Source organism: Pseudomonas sp. M30-35 (assembly GCF_002163625.1).
GTDB lineage: Bacteria > Pseudomonadota > Gammaproteobacteria > Pseudomonadales > Pseudomonadaceae > Aquipseudomonas.
In genome coordinates this window covers 647379-669904 of sequence record NZ_CP020892.1, presented here as the reverse complement: position 1 = coordinate 669904, position 22526 = coordinate 647379, and the positions used below count along the sequence as shown (strand labels likewise).

Genomic DNA, 22526 nt, shown 5'->3' with positions numbered 1-22526 from the left:
TTATTATCCAGCATCTTTTCAAGCCCATCGAGAGGCGTGCGGCCTCTAGGTCATTAGCGCGCAGGAAGCCCGGAAAAATAAGATGGCAGTAAAATACCCCGCTATTCGTAAAAAATTCCCACTTCTGGTGACTAGTGGCCTATTGGCCCTGCAACCTGTTGCCAGTCAATTTGCTGTAGCAGCCGAGCAGTATGACTGTGCGGCCTCTGCCTCTGGCGGTTGGGCGTGTAGCCCCAAAACTGCTGATGCGGCAGTGCCTGCGCGCCCGGTTCACACCGAGTCCAGTATTAGCATGCCTGCCTCTTCAGAGAGCAGTAGCGGCGGTAAAGTTGCAGCCGCAGCTGTCGGCACCAAGCTTGTCACTGAAAGTGAAGGCAAAGGTCTGACATCTCGCAGCGCAGACTACAGCCATTTGGACTGGGTGCCGCGTGAAAAGTTGAGCGAAGCGCAGCTGGCCGAAACCGCCCCGTACTGTTCGGGTGCCTACGTCGAGCCTGAACGCCCAGGCATGAATGACGATACGCCGCTAAGTCAGGCGCCGATGTTCGTCTCTGCCAAAGCCTCGCGCTACCAGCAGGAAGAGCAGATTGCCACGTTGGCGGGTGATGTCGTCATACGCCAGGCAGGCATGCAGGTTGAAGCTGATGAAGCCAACCTACGGCAAGCTGAAAACCTCGGCGAGCTGAACGGCAACGTTCGTCTGCGCGACAAAGGTGCCTTGGTTGTCGGCGATCATGCCGAGCTACAGCTCGATAACGGCGAAGCCAAAATCGATAACGCCGAATACGTCATGCACCGCGGTCACATTCGCGGCAACGCGTTGTACGCCAAGCGTGAAGAAACCGCGATTATTCGACTCAAAGACGGTACTTACACCAGTTGCGAACCTGGCAGCAATGCCTGGCACCTGACAGGTAACAACATCACGTTAAACCCTGCCACCGGCTTCGGTACCGCAACTAACGTAACCCTGCGGGTCAAAGATTTCCCGGTGTTTTACACACCGTATATCTACTTCCCTATCGATGATCGTCGCCAGTCAGGCTTCCTGCCACCCACCATCGGCAGCTCAAGCGACAACGGTTTCGAGTTACAGACGCCGTACTACTTCAACCTGGCCCCCAACTACGACGCCACTCTGTACCCAACGTATATGAGTGACCGTGGCTTGTTGATGGAAGGCGAAGGCCGTTATCTGACAAAGAATAGCGAAGGCCAGATTGGCGCCGCCTACCTTAACGATGAGAACGATGACCGCAAGCTCCAGTCCGACTACAGCGACACTCGCTGGATGTACAGCTGGCAGCACAAAGGTGGCCTGAATGATCGGCTGCTGGCTGAGGTTGACTACACCGACATTAGTGACCCGTACTACTTCCAGGACCTGAATACTGATCTTGGTATTGATACGCCGGACTTCGTTAACCAGCGCGGCACCCTGACTTACCGTGGTGACAGCTATACCGCCAAACTTAACGCTCATGCGTATGAGCTGGCGACTATCAGCGATATCACCCCTTACAACCGCCTGCCGCAAATCACCTTGAACGGTAAGCTGCCATTCCAACCAGGTGGTGTTCAGTTCGCTTACGGCACTGAGCTGGTTCGCTTTGATCGTGACCTGCGCAGCGGTAACTACATTGACGATGAAGGCAACCCTGAACGACGTCTCGACGAGAACGTCAGGGGTCTAGCCCGCGCCAACGGTGACCGGTTACACCTTGAGCCAGCGGTAAGCTTGCCGCTGGACTGGAGCTGGGGCTACATCAAGCCACAGGCTAAATACCTGTACACCAACTACGATCTGGACCTGGATAGCCAAGGCAAGTCGACTTTGCTCGCCGAGCAGAAGTATGACAGCACACAAAACCGTGGCGTTGGCATGCTCAGCGTCGACAGTGGATTGTACTTTGATCGCAACACCCAATGGTTCGGCACCAATTATCGCCAGACCCTTGAGCCGCGCTTGTTCTACCTCTATGTACCTGAAGAAGATCAAACCGATATCCCGGTATTCGATACCAGTGAATCTACCTTCAGCTACAACTCGTTATTCCGTGAGAACCGTTTCTCCGGTAAAGACCGCATCGGTGACGAAAACAAACTGTCGCTGGGCGTGACCAACCGCTGGATCGAGGACAATGGCTTCGAGCGTCAGCGCTTCAGCATCGGCCAAGCCTTCTACTTTGCTGACCGCAAAGTGCAGTTGCCAGGCATTGATTACAAAACGCGTGACGATGCTCAGGCATCGGTATCACCTTACGCGCTGCAGTATCTGTATCGCTTCAACCGCGACTGGCGCTTCAGCTCAGATTTCAACTGGGATCCAGACAGCCACCGCACTCGTTCCGGCAGTGCAATGTTCCACTATCAACCTGAAGATAACCCGAACAAGGTTATCAACGCTGGTTATCGCTATCGCAACGACACCGTTCGTTACGACCAAAGCACCGGTAACTGGGTTGTTGGCGGCGGTGACTACGGCACGCCTGGCACCGATGAGTACATCAAGGATTACTACAAGATCAGTCAGCATGACTTCTCGGTTATCTGGCCGATTGTTCCGCAGTGGAGCGTTATTTCACGCTGGCAGTATGATTACAGCCGCAACCGTACGCTGGAAGCCTTTGGTGGTTTTGAGTACGACAGCTGCTGCTGGAAACTGCGCTTAATTAATCGTTACTGGATCGACAATGACGAAGTTAGCCAGAACCCATCGTTTAACGATGAGCCTGATCGCGGAATCTTCCTGCAGATCGTACTCAAAGGCTTGGGCGGTGTGACTGGCAACAAAACTGAATCTTTCCTCGACCAAGGCATTCAAGGTTATCGTGAACGTGAAGACAAAGCTTTCTAATTACGTGCGCCCGCTGTTGCTGGGCGCGATGCTAATAGGTACTGCGGTACACGCTGAAGTACAACCTTTGGACCGCGTAGCGGCCATCGTCGATAACGATGTCATCATGCAAAGCCAGCTTAATGCGCGCATGAATGAGGTCCAGCAAACGATCGCTAAGCGTGGTTCAGCATTACCGCCTGAGCACGTGCTTCAACAGCAGGTGTTGGAGCGTCTGATTATTGAAGACATCCAACTGCAGATTGGCGAGCGGTCGGGAATTCGCATCACCGACGAGGAGCTTAATCAGGCCATCGGCACCATTGCCCAGCGCAATGGCATGAGCGTTGACCAGTTCCGTGCTGCACTGAACAGAGATGGCCTGTCGTTTGACGATGCGCGGGATCAGGTGCGCCGTGAAATGATCATCAGCCGCGTGCGCCAGCGCCGCGTTGCTGATCGTATTCAGGTATCCGATCAAGAAGTACAAAACTTCCTGGCCTCGGACCTAGGCAAAATGCAGCTGTCGGAAGAGTTCCGCTTGGCTAACATTCTGGTGCCAGTTCCTGAAAGTGCAGCGCCTGAACAAGTTCAAGCGGCTGCCCGCCAAGCCCAAGACGTTTACCAGCAGTTGCAGCAAGGTGCCGACTTCGCTCAATTGGCAATCGCCCGCTCGTCTAGCGAAACGGCCTTGGAAGGCGGGGAAATGGGCTGGCGCAAAGCTGGCCAACTACCACCTCCGTTCGACAGCATGCTGAGTTCCATGAGTGCTGGCGACATCACTGAACCAGTACGCACACCCGGCGGCTTTATCATCATCAAGCTGCAGGAAAAACGCGGCGGTGGCGCCCAGATGCGTGACGAAGTCAGTGTTCGTCATATCCTGATCAAGCCAAACGAAATCCGTAGCGATGCTGAGAGCCAGCGCCTGGCTGAACGCCTTTACGAGCGCATTCAAGCAGGTGAAAACTTCGCCGAACTGGCGAAGAGCTACTCGGAAGATCCGGGCTCGGCACTCAACGGCGGCAAGCTTGACTGGATTGATCCAACGGCATTGGTGCCTGAGTTCCGCGAAGTGATGGACGCCACCCCAAGCGGTGAAGTCTCCAAGCCATTTAAGTCGCGTTATGGCTGGCACGTTCTTGAAGTGATTGGCCGTCGCGCCACTGACAGCAGCGAGCAATCTCGCAAGCAGCAGGCGCAGACCATCTTGCGTAACCGCAAGTACGACGAAGAGCTGCAAGCCTGGCTACGCCAGATCCGCGACGAGGCTTACGTAGAAGTTAAACAGTGACAGCGCAACGCTTTGCACTGACGCCGGGTGAGCCAGCAGGCATAGGTCCCGACCTATGCCTGCTGCTTGCCCAGCAAGCACATCCCCATCCGCTCATTGTAATTGCCAACCACACCCTGCTTGCAGAGCGTGCGGCTTTACTCGGCTTGAATATCCGCTTAATCAGCACCAGCCCTGCTGCGTGGCCAGACCGCCCCGCACCCGCAGGCAGCCTGTATGTGTGGGATACCCCTTTAGCGACACCAGTCACTGCTGGCCGACTGGATGCAGCCAATGCCGGATATGTGCTTGAAACACTGACTCGCGCAGGCCAAGGCTGCCTTGACGGACACTTTGCCGGGATGATTACCGCCCCCGTGCATAAAGGTGTGATCAACCAGTCAGGCATTGCCTTTTCAGGACATACCGAGTTTCTGGCTGAGCTGACGCACACCGAACAAGTGGTAATGATGCTCGCGACCCATGGCTTGCGTGTGGCGTTGGTCACCACCCATCTACCGCTTAAAGATGTGGCCGAGGCGATTACCGACGAACGCTTAAGCCGTGTCACACGCATCCTCCACAACGACCTGCGCACCAAGTTCGGCCTCGAAAACCCACGTATTTTAGTCTGTGGCCTGAACCCCCACGCAGGTGAAGGCGGACACCTTGGCCGCGAAGAGATCGAAATCATCGAGCCCACCCTTGACCGCCTGCGCGCCGAAGGCATACAGCTAATTGGCCCTCTCCCTGCCGATACATTGTTCACCCCCAAGCATCTCGACCATTGCGATGCGGTGCTGGCGATGTATCACGATCAGGGTTTGCCAGTGCTCAAGTTCAAAGGATTCGGCGCAGCGGTGAATATCACTCTGGGCCTACCGATTATCCGCACCTCAGTCGACCACGGCACCGCCCTGGACCTGGCTGGCAGTGGCAATATCGACAGTGGAAGCCTGGATGTCGCCCTGCAAACCGCCTATGCGATGGCCGCTAGCCAATTGCGCGGTTAATCACGGGCTAAACCACTCTGCGCTCATTCGCCGATGATGACCGACGCCAGCGCGCTGACTCCCTGTTAAACTAACGACCCCTAAGCCTTTATATTTGCTTTAAGCCTGGCTTGACGCTTGAAGCTGCTTTTAATGCCTGAAAGCTACTAATGTCCGAGAGTTACTAATGTCCGAGAGTTACCAACACCGTGCGCGCAAACGTTTTGGCCAGAACTTTCTGCACGACGCCGGCGTGATCCACCGCATCCTTCGCGCAATCCACGCCAAAGAAGGCGAGCACCTGCTTGAGATCGGTCCGGGACAAGGCGCCCTGACTGAAGGCCTGCTCAACAGCGGCACACAGCTGGATGTAATTGAACTCGACAAAGACCTGATCCCGATCCTGCAAGCCAAGTTCGGCAGCGAACCGCGCTTTCGCCTGAATCAGGGTGACGCCCTGAAGTTTGACTTCAATCGACTTGAAGCGCAGCCACGCAGCCTCCGAGTAGTTGGTAACTTGCCGTACAACATCTCGACCCCATTGATTTTCCACCTGCTGAACAATGCATCACTGATACGTGACATGCACTTCATGCTACAAAAGGAAGTGGTTGAGCGTCTTGCCGCAGGCCCTGGCGGCGGTGATTGGGGACGGTTATCGATCATGGTGCAGTACCACTGCCGAGTTGAGCACTTATTCAATGTTGGCCCGGGGGCGTTCAATCCCCCGCCTAAAGTCGACTCAGCCATTGTTCGCCTGGTGCCGCACGAAGTTCTGCCGCACCCTGCCAAGGATCACAAACTGCTCGAGCGCGTTGTGCGTGAAGCGTTTAGCCAGCGCCGCAAAACCTTGCGCAATACGCTCAAGACTTTAATGCCTGCCAGTGAGATTGAAGCGGCAGGAGTCGATGGCAGCCTGCGCCCAGAACAGCTCGACTTGGCAGCATTCGTGCGCTTGGCCGACAAACTGGTGGAACAGAGCACAGAAAGCAGCCCGACGTGAACAACCTCGAGCTCTGCCAGCAACTAAATAGACATGTGCCCGCGTAAAAACGGGTTAAAGCTTTATGTCTGTACGCGCATACCCAATTTACCGTTTTACCTAGCCCCGCAGGTTTGAGCATGTCAGATTCGCCTTACCAAATAGACGTCAGCATTGCGACTCAGTACCTGCCGGAGCAATCACAGGTCGAGCAAAACCGTTTCGCATTCGCCTACACCGTGACCATTACCAATAACGGTCAACTTGCGGCCAAGCTTATATCGCGGCACTGGTTAATCACGGATGGAGAAGGTCGCGTACAAGAAGTTCGCGGCGCGGGTGTGGTCGGCGAACAACCGTTGATTGCGCCAGGCCAAACCCACACCTACACCAGCGGCACAGTCATGACGACACGAGTGGGCACCATGCAAGGTAGCTATCAGATGATTGCCGAAGACAGCACTCCCTTTGATGCCAACATCGCCCCCTTCCGTCTGGCTGTTCCAGGTTCATTGCACTGATGACGACTTATGCTGTTGGCGACCTGCAGGGCTGCCTAAAACCGCTTAAATGTTTACTCGAAGGTGTCAACTTCGACCCTGCTAAAGACAAGCTCTGGCTGGCAGGTGATTTGGTAAACCGTGGCCCGCAATCACTTGAGACGTTGCGCTTTCTCTATGCCATGCGTGAGTCAGTCACCTGTGTGCTGGGCAATCATGATCTCCACCTGCTGGCCGTTTCCCAGAATGTCGAACGCTTGAAAAAGTCCGACACCCTGCAAGAAATCCTCGACGCACCGGACCGGACAGACTTGCTCGATTGGCTGCGCCAGCAAAAACTCATGCACTTTGATGCCTCGCGCAACTTGGCGATGGTGCATGCGGGCATTGCGCCACAGTGGACTATCGAAAAAGCCCTCAAACGCGCAGCCGAAGTTGAAGAAGTCCTGCGCGATGACAGCCGCTTGAAAGAGTTTCTCGATGGCATGTACGGCAATGAACCCAGTGTGTGGAATAGCGAATTAAGCGGCGTCACACGTTTACGGGTGATCACCAATTACTTCACCCGCATGCGTTTTTGCACAGCCGATGGCACTCTGGACCTGAAAAGCAAGGAAGGTTTGGATACTGCTCCACCAGGCTACCAGCCGTGGTTCAGCCATAAACAACGCAAAAGCCTCGGCACCAAGATTATCTTTGGGCACTGGGCAGCACTTGAAGGCAAATGCTCAGAGCCCGACCTGTACCCTCTGGATACTGGCTGCGTATGGGGTGGCGCCCTGACCTTGATGAATATCGATAATGCTAAGCTGCACCGCTGTGAGTGCCGCGAGGAATAGTAATGAGTGAGTTCAAACGAATTTCCCCCGAGCAAGCCCACGCACTGCGTCAGCAAGGCGCTGTGGTCGTCGACATTCGCGACCCGGACAGCTTTGCCGCTGGACACATCAGTGACTCACAACATCTTGATAACCATTCACTGGTCGACTTTATCGCCCAAGCGGACCTCGATCACCCCTTGATCGTCTCCTGCTACCACGGCAATTCCAGTCAGGGCGCTGCGGCCTACCTGATCGGCCAAGGTTTCACTGAGGTTTACAGCCTTGATGGTGGCTTTGAGCTATGGCACGCGCGCTTCCCAGACGAAACCAGCAAGTCTGATCAGGAATAATTTTTTACATCACGCCAAGCCGCACCAGCCAAGGCTTGGCGCCCCATTCTGGCATTTCCATCATAAGGATATGGCCACTTGACGCTTGACCTCTCTAATTACCAACTATCATTTATCTTAGGCCATCTAAATACCAAGTAGAGCCTGCCATCCGGCATCCGGGCCATCGGTATGATAAGGACCTCTTGAAAAATGCAGGGCGCAAAGGCAGTGCAAAGCATCGACCGCGAGAAAGCGCAGTTTATCGATGAAACTGCGTGATTGAGCAGCCTGGCAACGCGCAGCAATGCCTAGCGCAGTAGTTTTCTGAGGTTCAGTAGGTGTTCTGGGGGGATATCTGTAGCTGAAGCTCAGCTAAACCGCCAGCGCCTGCACGACCGACCCCGAGCCGTCTCTGAACATCGAGCGAGGTGAAGTCATGAGCATTTTCAGTCACTTCCAACAACGTTTCGAATCGACACGCCAGGAAGAGCTGTCTCTGCAGGAGTATCTCGAGCTATGTAAGCAGGATCGCAGCGCTTACGCCTCGGCAGCAGAGCGGTTATTACTGGCCATTGGCGAACCGGAGCTACTCGACACCTCAAGCAACTCGCGACTGTCGAGAATATTCTCAAACAAGGTTATACGTCGCTATCCTGCCTTTGCCGACTTCCACGGCATGGAAGAGTGTATCGACCAGATCGTTTCCTATTTCCGCCACGCAGCTCAGGGCCTGGAGGAAAAGAAACAAATCCTCTACCTCTTGGGCCCAGTGGGTGGCGGCAAGTCTTCTTTGGCCGAAAAACTCAAACACTTGATGGAGAAAGTGCCGTTCTATGCAATCAAGGACTCGCCGGTATTCGAGTCCCCGCTTGGCTTGTTTAGCGATGCCGAAGACGGCGAGATTCTAGAGGAGGAATACGGCATTCCCCGGCGCTATCTGAGCAGCATAATGTCGCCGTGGGCAACCAAGCGTCTTGGCGAGTTTGGTGGCGACATCAGCCAGTTCCGCGTGGTCAAACTCTACCCATCGATTCTCAAGCAGATTGCCGTCGCCAAAACCGAGCCTGGCGACGAGAACAACCAAGACATTTCCGCCCTGGTCGGCAAGGTCGATATCCGCAAGCTGGAAGAGTACCCACAGAACGACGCCGACGCGTACAGCTACTCAGGCGCTCTGTGCCGGGCCAACCAAGGCATGATGGAATTCGTTGAGATGTTCAAGGCGCCGATCAAGGTGCTTCACCCACTGCTCACCGCCACCCAGGAAGGTAACTACAACAGCACCGAGGGTCTCGGCGCGATCCCCTACAACGGCATACTGCTTGCGCACTCCAACGAATCGGAATGGCATAGCTTCCGTAACAATAAGAACAACGAAGCATTCATCGACCGGATTTATATCGTCAAAGTGCCTTATTGCTTGCGCGTCAGCGATGAAATCAAGATCTACGACAAATTGCTGATCAATAGCTCCCTGGCCAATGCGCACTGCGCGCCTGACACCTTGAAGATGCTGGCTCAATTCTCAGTGTTGTCGCGCCTAAAAGAGCCAGAAAACTCGAATATCTACTCGAAGATGCGCGTCTATGACGGCGAAAACCTCAAAGACACCGACCCTAAAGCCAAGTCAATTCAGGAGTACCGCGACAGCGCAGGCGTCGATGAAGGCATGAACGGCCTCTCAACCCGCTTTGCCTTCAAGATTTTGTCAAAGGTCTTCAACTTCGATGCAAACGAAGTCGCAGCCAACCCGGTGCATTTGCTCTACGTACTCGAGCAACAGATTGAGCAAGAGCAATTCCCGGCCGAGGTTCGCGAACGTTACTTACGCTTCATCAAGGAATACCTGGCACCGCGCTATATCGAGTTTATCGGCAAGGAAATTCAAACCGCGTACCTTGAGTCTTACAGTGAATACGGTCAGAACATCTTCGACCGCTACGTGCTGTACGCCGACTTCTGGATTCAGGATCAGGAATACCGCGACCCGGAAACCGGCGAAATCCTCAACCGTGTCGCCCTTAACGAAGAGCTGGAGAAAATCGAGAAACCAGCAGGCATCAGTAATCCAAAAGACTTCCGCAACGAGATCGTCAACTTTGTATTGCGCGCCCGGGCCAACAACAACGGCAAGAACCCAACCTGGCTCAGTTACGAGAAGTTGCGCGTGGTGATCGAGAAGAAAATGTTCTCCAACACCGAGGACTTGCTACCGGTTATCAGCTTCAACGCCAAAGCCAGCAAAGAGGATCAACAAAAGCACAACGACTTCGTTACGCGCATGGTTGAGCGTGGTTACACCGATAAGCAAGTTCGCCTGCTGTCCGAGTGGTATCTACGGGTACGTAAATCGCAGTAACCAATACCCGGCAGCCCCATGGCTGCGCGGGTTGCTGCAGGCGCTTGAATGTCTGCTAGCCATAGAGCTGTCTGAGGCTAATACCGCCCAGACATTCTCTAAGGAGAAGTCATGAGCTACGTGATAGACCGACGTCTAAACGGCAAGAACAAGAGCACGGTAAACCGTCAGCGTTTTTTGCGACGTTACCGCGAGCACATCAAAAAAGCAGTTGAGGAGGCTGTCAGCCATCGCTCAATTACCGATATGGAGCACGGTGAGCAAATCAGCATACCGGGACGCGATATCGACGAACCGGTATTGCATCACGGCCGCGGTGGCAAACAAACCACTGTGCACCCCGGCAACAAGGAGTTTTCAAGCGGTGACCGTATCCCCCGGCCACAAGGGGGCGGTGGTGGTCAGGGCAGTGGTAAAGCCAGCAACTCCGGCGAAGGCATGGATGAGTTCGTCTTTCAGATTACTCAGGAAGAATTTCTCGACTTCATGTTCGAAGACCTCGAACTGCCCAACTTGGTTAAACGTCATTTAACCGGTACCGACACCTTTAAAACCGTGCGGGCGGGCATCAGCAGTGAAGGCAATCCATCACGCATCAACATCGTACGTACCTTGCGCTCAGCCCACGCCAGACGCATTGCTCTATCGGGCAGCAGCCGGGCAAAGCTTAAACTGGCGCAAGCTGAGCTTGAGCGCCTAAAGCGCGAAGAACCGGACAACTTCGGCGATATTCAAGCCACTGAGGAAGAAATCAGCAAACTACAGGCCCGCATCCATCGCGTGCCGTTTCTCGATACCTTCGACCTTAAATACAACCTGCTGGTAAAACACCCAAACCCCAGCTCAAAGGCGGTGATGTTCTGCTTGATGGACGTCTCTGGCTCAATGACCCAAGCCACCAAAGACATCGCCAAGCGCTTCTTCATTCTGCTTTACCTATTTCTCAAACGTAATTACGACAAAATTGAAGTGGTGTTTATTCGTCACCACACCAGTGCGCGCGAGGTGGACGAAGAGGAGTTTTTCTATTCGCGCGAGACTGGCGGCACCATCGTCTCCAGCGCCTTGAAACTGATGCAAGAAGTCATGACCGAGCGTTACCCGGTGAATGAATGGAACATCTACGCCGCGCAAGCCTCGGATGGCGACAACTGGAATGACGACTCACCGGTGTGTAAAGACATTCTGATCAACCAGATAATGCCGTTCGTGCAGTACTTCACCTATGTCGAAATCACCCCGCGCGAGCATCAAGCACTGTGGTACGAATACCAACAGATTAGTGAGGCGTTTGCTGACACCTTTGCTCAGCAACAGTTGGTGACTGCCGGTGATATTTACCCGGTATTCCGCGAACTCTTTCAGCGCAGGCTAACAGCATGATCAATCCTGAGAAGGCTGTATCCGAAAAGAAGCGTCAACCAATCTCCACCGGCTCGGAGTGGACCTTTGAGCTGATCCGGACCTACGACCGTGAAATCAGCCGGCTTGCCGAACGCTATGCGCTGGATACTTATCCCAATCAGATTGAAGTGATCACCGCCGAACAAATGATGGACGCCTACGCCTCTATTGGCATGCCGCTGGGTTATCACCACTGGTCGTACGGCAAACAGTTCCTCTCTACCGAGAAAAACTACAGCCGCGGGCAAATGGGGCTCGCATACGAAATCGTGATCAACTCTGACCCGTGCATCGCGTACCTCATGGAAGAGAACACCATGTGCATGCAGGCACTGGTCATCGCCCATGCCTGTTATGGCCACAACAGTTTTTTCAAAGGCAACTATCTGTTCCGCACGTGGACAGACGCTAGCTCGATCATCGATTATCTGGTGTTCGCCAAGCAATACATCATGCAATGCGAAGAACGCCACGGCATTGATGCAGTTGAAGACCTGATCGACTCCTGCCACGCACTGATGAATTACGGCGTTGATCGCTACAAACGCCCTTACCCAATATCCGCCGAGGAAGAGCGCCGCCGCCAGAAAGAGCGCGAAGAGCATCTGCAAAAGCAGATCAACGACCTGTGGCGCACCATCCCTAAAGGCGCGAGCAAGGACAGCGACAAAGACGACAACCGCTTTCCTTCTGAGCCACAAGAAAACATCCTGTATTTCCTCGAGAAACATGCGCCGCTGCTTGAGCCTTGGCAGCGTGAAGTGATTCGAATAGTGCGCAAAATAGCCCAGTATTTTTATCCACAGCGCCAGACCCAAGTCATGAACGAAGGCTGGGCAACCTTCTGGCATTACACGTTAATGAACGACCTCTATGACGAAGGCTTGGTCACAGACGGTTTTATGATCGAGTTTTTACAGTCGCACACCAGCGTGGTCTACCAACCAGCATTCGACAGCCCGTATTACAGTGGCATCAATCCCTACACTTTAGGGTTTGCCATGTATTGCGACATCCGCCGGATCTGTGAGGATCCAACAGAGGAAGACCAGCGCTGGTTCCCGGAAATCGCGGGCAGTGATTGGTTGAGCACCCTTAAGTTCGCCATGCACAGCTTCAAGGATGAGAGTTTTATCCTGCAGTACTTATCGCCCAAAGTGATCCGCGACTTGAAGCTATTCAGCGTGCTCGATGACGACCAGCAAGATGAATTGCTTGTCCCAGCCATCCACGACGATAACGGCTACCAAATAATTCGCGAAACCTTAGCCGCGCAATACAACCTGGGCAACCGGGAGCCCAATGTGCAGATATGGAGCATCGACCGACGCGGTGATCGCTCCCTGACCTTGCGCCATCAGCAGCATGATCGAAAACCACTGGGCGACTCCACCGAGGAAGTTCTCAAGCACCTGCATCGCCTGTGGGGCTTCGACATCCATCTTGAAGTGATGCAAGGCGACAAACAGATCAACAGCCAGCATGTACCGCCCAAAAAGGAAGCTGAACGTGAGGCTGACTACCCGCGCCTAGACCTGATCATCCCGCCCATTTGATAGGTTGTGCTTTGCCTTCCCGCTAAAGAGCATCAAGGCCTATCTTGTGAGGTGACCTTGATGCGCTTATTGCTGATACTTCTGACCTGCGTGGCTATGGCCAGTTGCGCAAATACCCCGGCGCCTCATACCGAGATAAGCACTGTAAACCCGCAGGCTCTCAGCGCATTAAGCCGTTTCAAACTTATCGCCCCCGAACCCATACTAAAACCCTCAGCGGCGACTCCTGCACTTTATCCACAGCTGACTTCGTTACTGCGCGAACAACTGCAACAGCTGGGTTATCAACAGGCTGAGCCTGCGCAATTCCATGTTTACTACTGGCTCGAAGTGCGTGAGCAACCTATTGAGTTCAAGGTTGACCAAGCGCCGCCCAACCAGTTGGGCGCCTATCAGGCCATTCATGTATTGCACGACGAAACCGGCACCCTACACTTACGCCTGACCGATCCGGCCGACAATGTGCTGTGGCAAGGCACCGGTATAACCAGTCTCAGCCCTGCCAGCTGCAGTGCCGAACAGCTCAAACAAGCAGTGCTTGCACTCACTGCACAGATACCCGTCAGCACAGCCCGTTAAGCTAACTTCCTATGCGACACCTACAACCGCTATCCTCTGCAGCAATGGAGGCATACATGCGAATTTATAAGGTTGGCGGTGCAGTACGTGATCGCTTGTTGGGACGTGAAGTAACCGAAAATGACTGGGTCGTGGTTGGCGCCACAGCCGAGCAGATGCTCGCGCTGGGTTATCGTCCGGTCGGAGCAGATTTTCCGGTTTTTCTGCACCCACAAACAAAAGATGAATACGCGCTTGCGCGAACGGAACGTAAAAGCGGTCGCGGCTATGGCGGCTTCACCTTCTACGCCAGCCCCGAGGTTACGCTCGAGGAAGACCTGATTCGCCGCGACCTGACCATCAACGCTATCGCCGAGGATGATAACGGCAAGCTCTATGATCCATACGGCGGCCAGCGCGACCTGGAGGCCAAGTTACTGCGCCATGTATCGCCCGCCTTTACTGAAGACCCGCTGCGTGTGCTGCGGGTCGCCAGATTTGCCGCGCGTTATGCGCCTCTTGGGTTTAGCGTCGCCACAGAGACGCTGCAACTGATGCAGCAACTGAGCGAATCAGGCGAGCTCAGCGCCTTAACGGCAGAGCGTAGCTGGAAAGAAATATCTCGCGCATTGATGGAACCAAGACCCGATGTTTTCGTTGAGGTGCTGCGCGATTGCGGCGCGCTCAAGGTTTTGCTGCCTGAAGTCGACGCCCTGTTTGGTGTACCTCAGCCACCGGCGCATCACCCCGAAATAGACACCGGCGCGCATGTCCTCAGCGTGCTGCGCCAGTGCGCAGAATATAACCAGCCACTCAGTGTTCGCTGGGCTAGCTTGCTGCACGATGTGGGTAAAGGCCTGACCCCGGAAGACCAGTGGCCACGGCACATTGCCCACGAACAACGTGGACTCAAGCTGATCAAGGCCATCAATACTCGCTGCAAAGCCCCCAAAGACTGCCAGGAGTTGGCGTTGCTGGTCGGTGAGTTTCACACCCACGGTCATCGTGCCCTTGAGCTAAAACCGTCAACATTGTTGGAGTTACTGCAACGCTTTGACGTATTCCGCAGACCACAACGCTTTGAAGAGTTCATTGCTGCCTGCGAGATGGACGCACGCGGTCGTGATGGTTTTGAAGGACGTGATTACCCACAAGCCAGCTATTTGCGAAGTGTGATGCAAACAGCTTGCGCCGTCGCCGTACAGCCCTTGTTGGCTCAGGGATTCAAAGGGCCGGAATTGGGTGAGGCGTTACAGCGCGAGCGGCTGCGGGCCATCACCCAATTCAAGAAGGGCTATCAGCCGCAATCAGTCTGATTGCGGCTGCACACGAATTAGCGCAATGACTGCATGGTTTCAGCAGGCAGGCGTCTCAAGGAGCGCCTGCGGCGTCAGTTGCTGCTGTCGCCAGCTAAACAGGGTGGGCTTCAGCACCTGCTCAATCTGCGCGTTCGCCCAAAGCTCAGTGAAACTGCGTTGTTCGCCAGGGTGCAACACCGTTGGCGCTAGCAGCGACAACGGCCAAAGCACAAACGCATTCTTCAGGATTTCAGCACGCGGCAATATCAAGCCATCAAAGTTGCCAACCAGATCGCCATAGAGCAAGACGTCAATGTCCAACGGCAAACCGACGCGATCAGGCGCATATCGGCCGTTATCGGCTTCGATAAACTTCAATTTACGATCAAGATCGTGCAGCGACATGTCGGTCAAGCCGACCACCACTAAATTGAAGAACGGCCCACTTTTGATGCCGACGGGTGCACTCTCAAATACCGCCGAGCAGCGCATGTCCTTGAGCAATCCCGCCAGCGCATCAAGACCGGCACACAGATGCGCTTCGCGGTCGATATTACTGCCAAGACCAAGATAAACCGGGGTTAGCGACATCCGCGCTCAATCTCCACACCGACACCGCCAAGCGCGGCTGGAACGGCGCCTGGTTTGGTCAGCTTCAAGCGTAACCAGGGAATCTGGAACTCACTCATGAGCATCTCAGCCAAACGCTCAGCGAATGTTTCGACCAAAATAAAAGTCGCCTCGCTGGCAAACGCCTGCACTCGCGCAGACAATTTAGCGTAATCAAGCGCCTTCTCGAGATCATCGCCCGCTGCTGCTGGCTTGTTATCCCAGCCCAGTTGCAGATCCAAACGCAGGCACTGACGAATCGTACGCTCCCAGTCGTATGCGCCGATCACCGTATCGACCTCCAGACCTTCGATAAAGACTGTGTCCAAACTTTTCTCCACTTCTCGAATTAGCCAACGATTACTGACGTTACTCGAATGAAAATATTAGTCTGGCACTATAAAGATTCCCAGACAGATATAAATGCTCAATTGCGACTTAGAGCCCCCCGAACTTAGAGCCCCCCCCTGAAAAAGTAACGAGCAAAGTAAGTAATAACCAAAGGCTGGCCCATCATCGCAGCCGCAGCGTCGGCTGGCGCAGCGTCGGCAGCCGCAAAATAACTCGCGCAGCAGTTTTTAGTGATTGCTTAGCCCTGCTAGTTTGTCAGAGGATTCCTAGGGCTTCGTCAGCCCTGCTAGAATCAATGCACCTCTTGGGGCGGATCAACTCCATGTTTGCGTTGCTGGTAATGCTTGCTTACTTGCTCGGCTCAGTCTCCTTTGCGATCTTGCTCAGCCAGATTGCAGGCAGACCAGACCCGCGCGCGTACGGTTCAGGCAACCCTGGCGCAACCAACATGATGCGAACCGCTGGCAAACGCCTAGCAACGCTCACCCTGTTTGGCGATTTGCTCAAAGGTTTACTGCCTATTTTTATCGCCAAAATGCTCGGTCTTAACCTTCAGCAGCAAGCATGGATCGGGCTGGCTGCCGTCGTCGGTCACATGTATCCCCTTTACTTCCGCTTTAGAGGCGGCAAAGGCGTCGCAACCGCCGCAGGGGTATTCCTCGGTCTATACCTGCCCGCCGCGCTGTTGGCGGCCGTGTTATGGCTGCTGACATTTGCCACCACCCGCACCAGCTCACTTGCCGCGCTTATTGCGACACCGCTAACACTGCCGTTACTGGCCTGGCTACAGCCTAGCCTGTTGCTGCCGGTAAGCGTATTGACCGCACTTATCGTGTGGCGTCACCGCGGGAATTTACGCGATCTTTTCGCCGGGCGAGAGCGACAATTCTGAATCCACAGCATGAGCCGCGCTCACCCAGCAGGGCGGCGCCAGCAGAAACTGCATGAGCATCCGGTTACAGCGGCGCAAGCTGCTCCATCGGCCAACGTGCGCGCACCGCAATGCTTAAGTCTTCGTGCTGCCCGGCCAGCAAGCGCTGACAACCCGCGTAGGCGATCATGGCGCCATTGTCGGTACAGAACTCCGGACGCGCATAAAACACCTGCCCGTTAAACTCGCCGAGCATTTTTTCCAGCGATTGGCGCAAAGCCGTGTTAGCGCTCACGCCACCGGCAATCACCAAGCTGTTCAACCCTGTCAGTTTCAAGGCGCGGCGGCACTTGATTGTCAGCGTCTCAACCACGGCCTGTTGAAATGCCAGAGCAATATCACAGCGCGTCTGCTCGCCGTCATCACCTTCAGTCACACATTGCTGCCAGGTATTCAGGGTGAAGGTTTTCAAGCCGCTAAAGCTCATATCCAGGCCTGGGCGATCAGTCATTGGTCGCGGGAACACAAACCGTCCAGCAACACCCTGACTGGCTAAGCGCGCAATTTCCGGACCGCCGGGATAACGCAAACCCATTAACTTGGCTGTTTTATCAAAAGCCTCGCCCGCGGCGTCATCCAGTGACTCACCAAGCAACTGATATTGACCAATGCCATCAACGCGAACCAACTGGGTATGCCCGCCGGAAACCAACAAAGCGACGAACGGAAAGCCAGGCGGATTTTGTTCCAGCATTGGCGCGAGCAAGTGCCCCTCCATGTGATGCACACCCAGCGCAGGAACCCCCCAGGCGAAGGCTAAAGACTGGGCACAGGAAGCCCCCACCAACAGCGCACCGACCAGCCCTGGGCCTGCGGTATAGGCAATTGCATCAATATCTTCAGTGCTGCACTGCGCCTGCTCCAATACCTGCCGGATCAGCGGCAGCATGCGCTTTACGTGGTCGCGCGAGGCCAATTCCGGCACGACACCGCCATAGATACGGTGTAAATCGATCTGGCTGAACAACGCATCAGCCAAAAGCCCGCGCTCACTGTCATAGAGCGCGACACCGGTTTCATCACAAGAGGTTTCTAAACCCAGTACCAACATTGGCTAATGCCTTGATTTAAAGAGGGACTTGAACAAGAAGTCAGGCATAATAATGGCCGCACGGGTATGCCGACCAGCGCTTTTCGATCAGAGGCTTTGCATTCTTCGCGATGAGGCGTTAACATCCGCAACCCTTAAAAACCTACGTACTCCAGCGCCTTTAGTTAGGAGCACGTTAACCACCGAATTAAAGTGAAGGTACGCCCTGGATGCCAGCCGTCAAAGTTAAAGAGAACGAACCCTTCGACGTAGCTCTGCGTCGCTTCAAGCGCTCTTGCGAAAAAGCCGGTGTACTGGCTGAAGTTCGCAGCCGCGAATTCTACGAAAAGCCGACTTCTGAGCGTAAGCGTAAAGCAGCAGCCGCTGTTAAGCGTCACGCGAAGAAAGTACAGCGCGAACAGCGCCGTAGCGTGCGCCTGTACTAATCGTACAGACCGCATAGCTGCAGTCTGCATTGCCCGGCTCCGGCCGGGCTTTGCCGTTTCTGTCAGATAACTTCTGACCTAGCTCAGCTTACTCACTATTGAGCGCTCCACTCCGCTTCGCCATCGCGAATAATCGGAGTTTTTTTGCTGAGCGATTGCCACAAATTTCTCGCAAATACGCACAACACACGCTTTATGGCAGGTAACCGCACATCGCATCGGCCACACTCTTTGGGTGTCGCTGCAGTTTTCGATGTAATGATCTGCGCTCCACAATAGACTATATATGTACGTTTCCCATGTCCGCCTGCGCAACTCCAGGCCAACATACTGAGCGCCTATGGCCGGCTTGATTCCACAGTCTTTTATTGATGACCTGCTCAACCGCACCGACATTGTCGACGTGGTGAGTTCGCGCATTCAATTAAAAAAAGCTGGCAAGAATTACACCGCCTGCTGCCCGTTCCACAAAGAGAAAACCCCCTCTTTTAGCGTCAGCCCTGACAAACAGTTCTACTACTGCTTCGGTTGCGGCGCTGGCGGCAACGCGCTCGGCTTTGTCATGGACCACGACCAGCTTGATTTCCCACAAGCGATAGAAGACCTGGCAAAGCGCGCAGGCATGGAAGTGCCCCGCGAAGAAGGCGGACGCAACAACAAGCCGCGCCAGCCGACAGACTCACCGCTTTACCCGCTGCTCACCGCAGCAGCAGAGTTTTACCGCCAAGCACTCAAGAGCCATCCACAGCGCAAAGCCGCCATTGAATACCTTAAAGGTCGCGGCCTTACAGGCGAAATCGCTCGCGACTTTGGGCTTGGCTTTGCCCCGCCCGGCTGGGACAACCTGCACAAATACCTGGCCAGCGATAATCTCCAGCAAAAAGCCATGATTGACGCGGGCCTGCTGGTCGAAAACGCCGAGAGCGGAAAACGCTACGACCGCTTTCGTGACCGGGTTATTTTCCCGATTCGCGACAGCCGCGGCCGAGTAATAGCCTTTGGCGGACGCGTACTCGGTGACGACAAGCCGAAATACCTAAACTCGCCAGAGACCCCGGTATTCCATAAAGGCCAAGAGCTTTACGGCTTATTTGAAGCGCGCAAAAGCAACCGTGACCTTGACGAAATAATGGTCGTCGAAGGTTACATGGACGTCATTGCCCTCGCCCAACAAGGCCTGCGCAATGCCGTTGCCACGCTCGGCACAGCGACCAGTGAAGAACACCTGAAACGCCTGTTTCGCATTGTGCCAAGCGTATTATTTTGTTTTGACGGTGACCAAGCAGGACGCAACGCAGCATGGCGCGCCCTAGAGGCCACTCTGCCCAATTTGCAGGACGGCAGACGCGCCCGCTTTTTATTTTTACCGGACGGCGAAGACCCAGACACCCTGGTGCGCAGCGAAGGCACAGACGCCTTCCGCGCACGGATCAACCAGCAAGCACAGCCACTTGCTGACTACTTTTTCGAACATTTGAGCGAAGAAGCCGATCCACGCTCACTAGAAGGCAAGGCACACCTGGTCACCCTCGCCGCACCAATGATTGAAAAAGTCCCAGGCAACAACCTGCGCATATTGATGCGCCAACGTCTTACCGAGATCACTGGCCTTAGCGGTGAAACAGTCAATCAAATGGCTCCAGCTCACAGCCACCAGAGCAGTGCAGCGCCAAATGATTTCGCTGACATACCGGACAGCGCTTATCTCGACGGACAACCGGACTACAACGACTACCAACATGCTGAACCAGAGCTAAACTTTGAGTTCAGCAGTAAGGAAAAGAGCAAAGGCAACTGGAAGAAACAGGACGGCAAGTGGAGCAAGAAAGCTCGCGACGATTTCAAGCCCCGCAAACCACGTACGGTTATCGGTGTTGAATCGCCCAACATCAGTGCATTACGCACACTCCTCCACCACCCTGAGCTTGCGCAAAAAGTCGAAAATGTCAGCCACTTCGCTGCAGAAGACGACACCTATGCGCAACTTCTTGTCGCCTTGGTTGGCGCGCTGCAAAAGGACCCGAGCTTACGCTCACTGCAACTGATTGCACGCTGGCACGGCACCGAACAGGGGCGTCTATTACAGGCACTTGCAGAAAAGGAATGGCTAATTGATCACGACAACCTTGAACAACAGTTTATCGACACCATAACTAGACTTGCACAGAACCAATCGCAAAGGCGGCGTGAACAGGCACTGCGCAGTGTCATGCTGAAAAGCCCGAGCGAACTGACCGAAGAGGAAAAAGCACTGCTGAGAGAACACTACAGCAGCCCTTCCTCACAGAGCGAGAAGAGCTCAACTGGCGCTTGAGCCCAATTCCGAGGTATAATCCTCGGCTTGTTTTTAGCCCGCCAAGACCTTCAATGGATAGGGTGTTATGTCCGTAAAAGCTCAACAGCAATCTCGTTTGAAAGAATTGATCAGCCGCGGTCGTGAGCAGGGTTACCTGACTTACGCGGAGGTCAATGACCACTTGCCGGAGGATATTTCCGATCCGGAACAGGTGGAAGACATCATCCGCATGATTAACGACATGGGGATCAACGTATTCGAGAGTGCTCCCGATGCGGACGCTCTGTTGTTGGCTGAAGCCGACACCGACGAAGCTGCCGCTGAAGAAGCCGCAGCAGCACTCGCAGCCGTTGAAACCGATATCGGCCGCACCACTGATCCGGTGCGGATGTACATGCGTGAAATGGGCACCGTGGAACTGCTTACCCGCGAAGGCGAGATCGAAATCGCTAAACGCATTGAGGAAGGCATCCGCGAAGTTATGGGCGCTATTGCCCATTTCCCAGGAACAGTCGACAGCATTCTTGCCGAATACAACCGCGTAACCACCGAAGGTGGTCGTTTGGTTGAAGTCCTCAGTGGTTATATTGACCCGGACGACGGCACCGTGCCTGCCGAAGCTGCCGCCCCGACTCCTGCAAAGGACGATAGCGCAGACGACAAAGACGATGACGACGACAGCGACGACAGCGATGACGAGGAAGAAGAAGGCGACGGTGGTCCGGATCCGGAAGAAGCCCTTCGCCGCTTCACCGCAGTAGCTGAACAGCTCGAAATCGCCAACAAGGCGCTTAAAAAGCATGGTCGTAGCAGCAAGCAGGCAAAAGCTGAGCTAAAAGCTCTGGCTGAGCTGTTTATGCCGATCAAGCTGGTGCCTAAGCAGTATGAAGCACTGGTTGTTCGTCTGCGTGACGCGCTTGCGCGCCTTCGCGGTCAAGAACGCGCCATTATGCAAATCTGTGTTCGCGATGCACGCATGCCGCGTGCTGATTTCCTTCGCCAGTTCCCAGGCAATGAAATCGACGAAAGCTGGTCTGAGACCATAGCTAAAGGTAAGGCCAAATACGCCGAAGCCATTGGCACCCGCATTGCTGATATTCAGCGTTGCCAGCAGAAGCTGGTGGCTTTGCAGACAGAGTGCGACCTGACTCTGGCTGAAATCAAAGACATCAACCGTCGCATGTCGATCGGTGAAGCTAAAGCACGTCGCGCCAAGAAAGAAATGGTTGAAGCTAACCTGCGTCTGGTTATCTCCATCGCCAAGAAGTACACCAACCGTGGCCTGCAATTCCTCGATCTGATCCAGGAAGGCAACATCGGCTTGATGAAGGCAGTGGACAAGTTCGAATACCGTCGCGGTTACAAGTTCTCGACCTATGCAACCTGGTGGATTCGCCAGGCGATCACTCGTTCCATTGCTGACCAGGCACGGACCATCCGTATCCCTGTGCACATGATCGAGACGATCAACAAGCTCAACCGCATCTCTCGCCAAATGTTGCAAGAGATGGGACGCGAGCCGACGCCGGAAGAACTGGGCGAACGCATGGAAATGCCTGAGGACAAAATCCGTAAGGTATTGAAGATCGCTAAAGAGCCGATCTCCATGGAGACCCCAATCGGCGACGACGAAGATTCGCATTTGGGCGACTTCATTGAAGACTCCACCATGCAATCGCCAATTGATGTGGCGACCGTGGAAAGTCTCAAGGAAGCCACCCGCGAAGTACTCTCCGGCCTCACTGCACGTGAAGCCAAGGTACTGCGCATGCGCTTCGGCATCGACATGAATACCGACCACACTCTTGAAGAGGTGGGTAAACAGTTCGATGTAACGCGTGAACGTATTCGTCAGATCGAGGCCAAGGCGCTACGCAAGTTGCGCCACCCGACACGAAGCGAGCATCTGCGCTCCTTCCTCGACGAGTAACACTAAAACCCCCGGCAAACAC

At 54.5% G+C, this 22526-nt stretch carries 19 protein-coding genes; 16 read left to right on the top strand and 3 right to left on the bottom strand.

Annotated features, from left to right (window positions below; all coding sequences use genetic code 11):
- The first annotated feature begins 82 nt into the window (after window positions 1–82).
- The 12 genes from B9K09_RS02930 to B9K09_RS02875 all read left to right on the top strand — a co-directional run bounded on the left by B9K09_RS02930 (window position 83) and on the right by B9K09_RS02875 (window position 14929).
- Window positions 83–2857 carry an LPS-assembly protein LptD gene (locus tag B9K09_RS02930; protein WP_087515448.1) on the top strand — a complete coding sequence of 925 codons (2775 nt, stop codon included), beginning with the start codon at window positions 83–85 and terminating at the stop codon, window positions 2855–2857.
- A complete protein-coding gene (locus B9K09_RS02925; RefSeq protein ID WP_177408628.1) occupies window positions 2838–4130 on the top strand; it encodes a peptidylprolyl isomerase in 1293 nt (430 codons plus the stop codon). Before B9K09_RS02930 ends, B9K09_RS02925 begins: the two co-directional genes overlap by 20 nt.
- Complete coding sequence (gene pdxA / locus B9K09_RS02920; protein WP_087515446.1) at window positions 4127–5122, top strand: 4-hydroxythreonine-4-phosphate dehydrogenase PdxA; 996 nt, start codon at window positions 4127–4129, stop codon at window positions 5120–5122. Before B9K09_RS02925 ends, pdxA begins: the two co-directional genes overlap by 4 nt.
- Window positions 5123–5288: 166 nt before the next feature.
- Window positions 5289–6104, top strand: coding sequence for a 16S rRNA (adenine(1518)-N(6)/adenine(1519)-N(6))-dimethyltransferase RsmA (gene rsmA, locus B9K09_RS02915; RefSeq protein ID WP_087515445.1), 816 nt, complete (start codon window positions 5289–5291; stop codon window positions 6102–6104).
- Between the two features lie 119 nt (window positions 6105–6223).
- Window positions 6224–6604 (top strand): Co2+/Mg2+ efflux protein ApaG, encoded by a 381-nt coding sequence (gene apaG / locus B9K09_RS02910; protein WP_087515444.1) that lies wholly within the window; start codon window positions 6224–6226, stop codon window positions 6602–6604.
- Window positions 6604–7422 (top strand): symmetrical bis(5'-nucleosyl)-tetraphosphatase, encoded by an 819-nt coding sequence (locus B9K09_RS02905; protein ID WP_087515443.1) that lies wholly within the window; start codon window positions 6604–6606, stop codon window positions 7420–7422. Before apaG ends, B9K09_RS02905 begins: the two co-directional genes overlap by 1 nt.
- Before the next feature lie 2 nt (window positions 7423–7424).
- A complete protein-coding gene (glpE, locus tag B9K09_RS02900) occupies window positions 7425–7754 on the top strand; it encodes a thiosulfate sulfurtransferase GlpE (RefSeq protein ID WP_087515442.1) in 330 nt (109 codons plus the stop codon).
- Between the two features lie 418 nt (window positions 7755–8172).
- The gene (locus B9K09_RS02895; RefSeq protein ID WP_087515441.1) at window positions 8173–10095 is read left to right on the top strand and encodes a PrkA family serine protein kinase; all 1923 of its coding nucleotides are present in this window, start codon (window positions 8173–8175) and stop codon (window positions 10093–10095) included.
- 111 nt (window positions 10096–10206) lie between these two features.
- The gene (locus B9K09_RS02890; protein WP_087515440.1) at window positions 10207–11478 is read left to right on the top strand and encodes a YeaH/YhbH family protein; all 1272 of its coding nucleotides are present in this window, start codon (window positions 10207–10209) and stop codon (window positions 11476–11478) included.
- Complete coding sequence (locus B9K09_RS02885) at window positions 11475–13055, top strand: SpoVR family protein (protein ID WP_087515439.1); 1581 nt, start codon at window positions 11475–11477, stop codon at window positions 13053–13055. The genes B9K09_RS02890 and B9K09_RS02885 overlap by 4 nt, the downstream gene beginning before the upstream one ends.
- A gap of 60 nt (window positions 13056–13115) precedes the next feature.
- A complete protein-coding gene (locus B9K09_RS02880; RefSeq protein WP_087515438.1) occupies window positions 13116–13634 on the top strand; it encodes a DUF4136 domain-containing protein in 519 nt (172 codons plus the stop codon).
- 56 nt (window positions 13635–13690) lie between these two features.
- Entirely contained in the window at window positions 13691–14929 is a 1239-nt protein-coding gene (locus B9K09_RS02875) for a multifunctional CCA addition/repair protein (RefSeq protein WP_087515437.1), read from the top strand.
- Window positions 14930–14968: 39 nt separating this feature from the next.
- Here the strand turns inward: B9K09_RS02875 and folK are convergent, their stop codons facing one another.
- Window positions 14969–15502 (bottom strand): 2-amino-4-hydroxy-6-hydroxymethyldihydropteridine diphosphokinase, encoded by a 534-nt coding sequence (gene folK / locus B9K09_RS02870; protein WP_087515436.1) that lies wholly within the window; start codon window positions 15500–15502, stop codon window positions 14969–14971.
- Window positions 15493–15849 (bottom strand): dihydroneopterin aldolase, encoded by a 357-nt coding sequence (folB, locus tag B9K09_RS02865; RefSeq protein ID WP_087515435.1) that lies wholly within the window; start codon window positions 15847–15849, stop codon window positions 15493–15495. The genes folK and folB overlap by 10 nt, the downstream gene beginning before the upstream one ends.
- 344 nt (window positions 15850–16193) lie before the next feature.
- On the opposite strand from folB, the gene plsY reads away from it, so the two are divergent.
- Window positions 16194–16763 carry a glycerol-3-phosphate 1-O-acyltransferase PlsY gene (gene plsY, locus B9K09_RS02860; protein ID WP_087515434.1) on the top strand — a complete coding sequence of 190 codons (570 nt, stop codon included), beginning with the start codon at window positions 16194–16196 and terminating at the stop codon, window positions 16761–16763.
- A gap of 64 nt (window positions 16764–16827) precedes the next feature.
- Here the strand turns inward: plsY and tsaD are convergent, their stop codons facing one another.
- A complete protein-coding gene (tsaD, locus tag B9K09_RS02855) occupies window positions 16828–17853 on the bottom strand; it encodes a tRNA (adenosine(37)-N6)-threonylcarbamoyltransferase complex transferase subunit TsaD (RefSeq protein ID WP_087515433.1) in 1026 nt (341 codons plus the stop codon).
- A gap of 209 nt (window positions 17854–18062) precedes the next feature.
- On the opposite strand from tsaD, the gene rpsU reads away from it, so the two are divergent.
- The 3 genes from rpsU to rpoD all read left to right on the top strand — a co-directional run bounded on the left by rpsU (window position 18063) and on the right by rpoD (window position 22504).
- A complete protein-coding gene (rpsU, locus tag B9K09_RS02850) occupies window positions 18063–18278 on the top strand; it encodes a 30S ribosomal protein S21 (protein WP_003296736.1) in 216 nt (71 codons plus the stop codon).
- Window positions 18279–18618: 340 nt separating this feature from the next.
- Window positions 18619–20592, top strand: a complete 1974-nt coding sequence (dnaG, locus tag B9K09_RS02845) for a DNA primase (protein ID WP_087515432.1) — start codon at window positions 18619–18621, stop codon at window positions 20590–20592.
- Between the two features lie 67 nt (window positions 20593–20659).
- On the top strand, window positions 20660–22504 hold the full coding sequence (rpoD, locus tag B9K09_RS02835) for an RNA polymerase sigma factor RpoD (protein WP_087515430.1): 1845 nt from the start codon (window positions 20660–20662) through the stop codon (window positions 22502–22504).
- The last annotated feature ends 22 nt before the right edge of the window (window positions 22505–22526 follow it).

Bases quoted from the DNA above. Each gene is read 5' to 3' on its own strand.
- apaG (WP_087515444.1), top strand. From the start codon at position 6,224: ATGTCAGATTCGCCTTACCAAATAGACGTCAGCATTGCGACTCAGTAC.
- tsaD (WP_087515433.1), bottom strand. From the start codon at position 17,853: ATGTTGGTACTGGGTTTAGAAACCTCTTGTGATGAAACCGGTGTCGCG.
- rpoD (WP_087515430.1), top strand. From the start codon at position 20,660: ATGTCCGTAAAAGCTCAACAGCAATCTCGTTTGAAAGAATTGATCAGC.
- rpsU (WP_003296736.1), top strand. From the start codon at position 18,063: ATGCCAGCCGTCAAAGTTAAAGAGAACGAACCCTTCGACGTAGCTCTG.
- dnaG (WP_087515432.1), top strand. From the start codon at position 18,619: ATGGCCGGCTTGATTCCACAGTCTTTTATTGATGACCTGCTCAACCGC.
- B9K09_RS02885 (WP_087515439.1), top strand. From the start codon at position 11,475: ATGATCAATCCTGAGAAGGCTGTATCCGAAAAGAAGCGTCAACCAATC.
- rsmA (WP_087515445.1), top strand. From the start codon at position 5,289: ATGTCCGAGAGTTACCAACACCGTGCGCGCAAACGTTTTGGCCAGAAC.
- B9K09_RS02895 (WP_087515441.1), top strand. From the start codon at position 8,173: ATGAGCATTTTCAGTCACTTCCAACAACGTTTCGAATCGACACGCCAG.
- B9K09_RS02880 (WP_087515438.1), top strand. From the start codon at position 13,116: ATGCGCTTATTGCTGATACTTCTGACCTGCGTGGCTATGGCCAGTTGC.
- B9K09_RS02905 (WP_087515443.1), top strand. From the start codon at position 6,604: ATGACGACTTATGCTGTTGGCGACCTGCAGGGCTGCCTAAAACCGCTT.
- plsY (WP_087515434.1), top strand. From the start codon at position 16,194: ATGTTTGCGTTGCTGGTAATGCTTGCTTACTTGCTCGGCTCAGTCTCC.
- B9K09_RS02890 (WP_087515440.1), top strand. From the start codon at position 10,207: ATGAGCTACGTGATAGACCGACGTCTAAACGGCAAGAACAAGAGCACG.
- glpE (WP_087515442.1), top strand. From the start codon at position 7,425: ATGAGTGAGTTCAAACGAATTTCCCCCGAGCAAGCCCACGCACTGCGT.
- folK (WP_087515436.1), bottom strand. From the start codon at position 15,502: ATGTCGCTAACCCCGGTTTATCTTGGTCTTGGCAGTAATATCGACCGC.
- B9K09_RS02930 (WP_087515448.1), top strand. From the start codon at position 83: ATGGCAGTAAAATACCCCGCTATTCGTAAAAAATTCCCACTTCTGGTG.
- B9K09_RS02875 (WP_087515437.1), top strand. From the start codon at position 13,691: ATGCGAATTTATAAGGTTGGCGGTGCAGTACGTGATCGCTTGTTGGGA.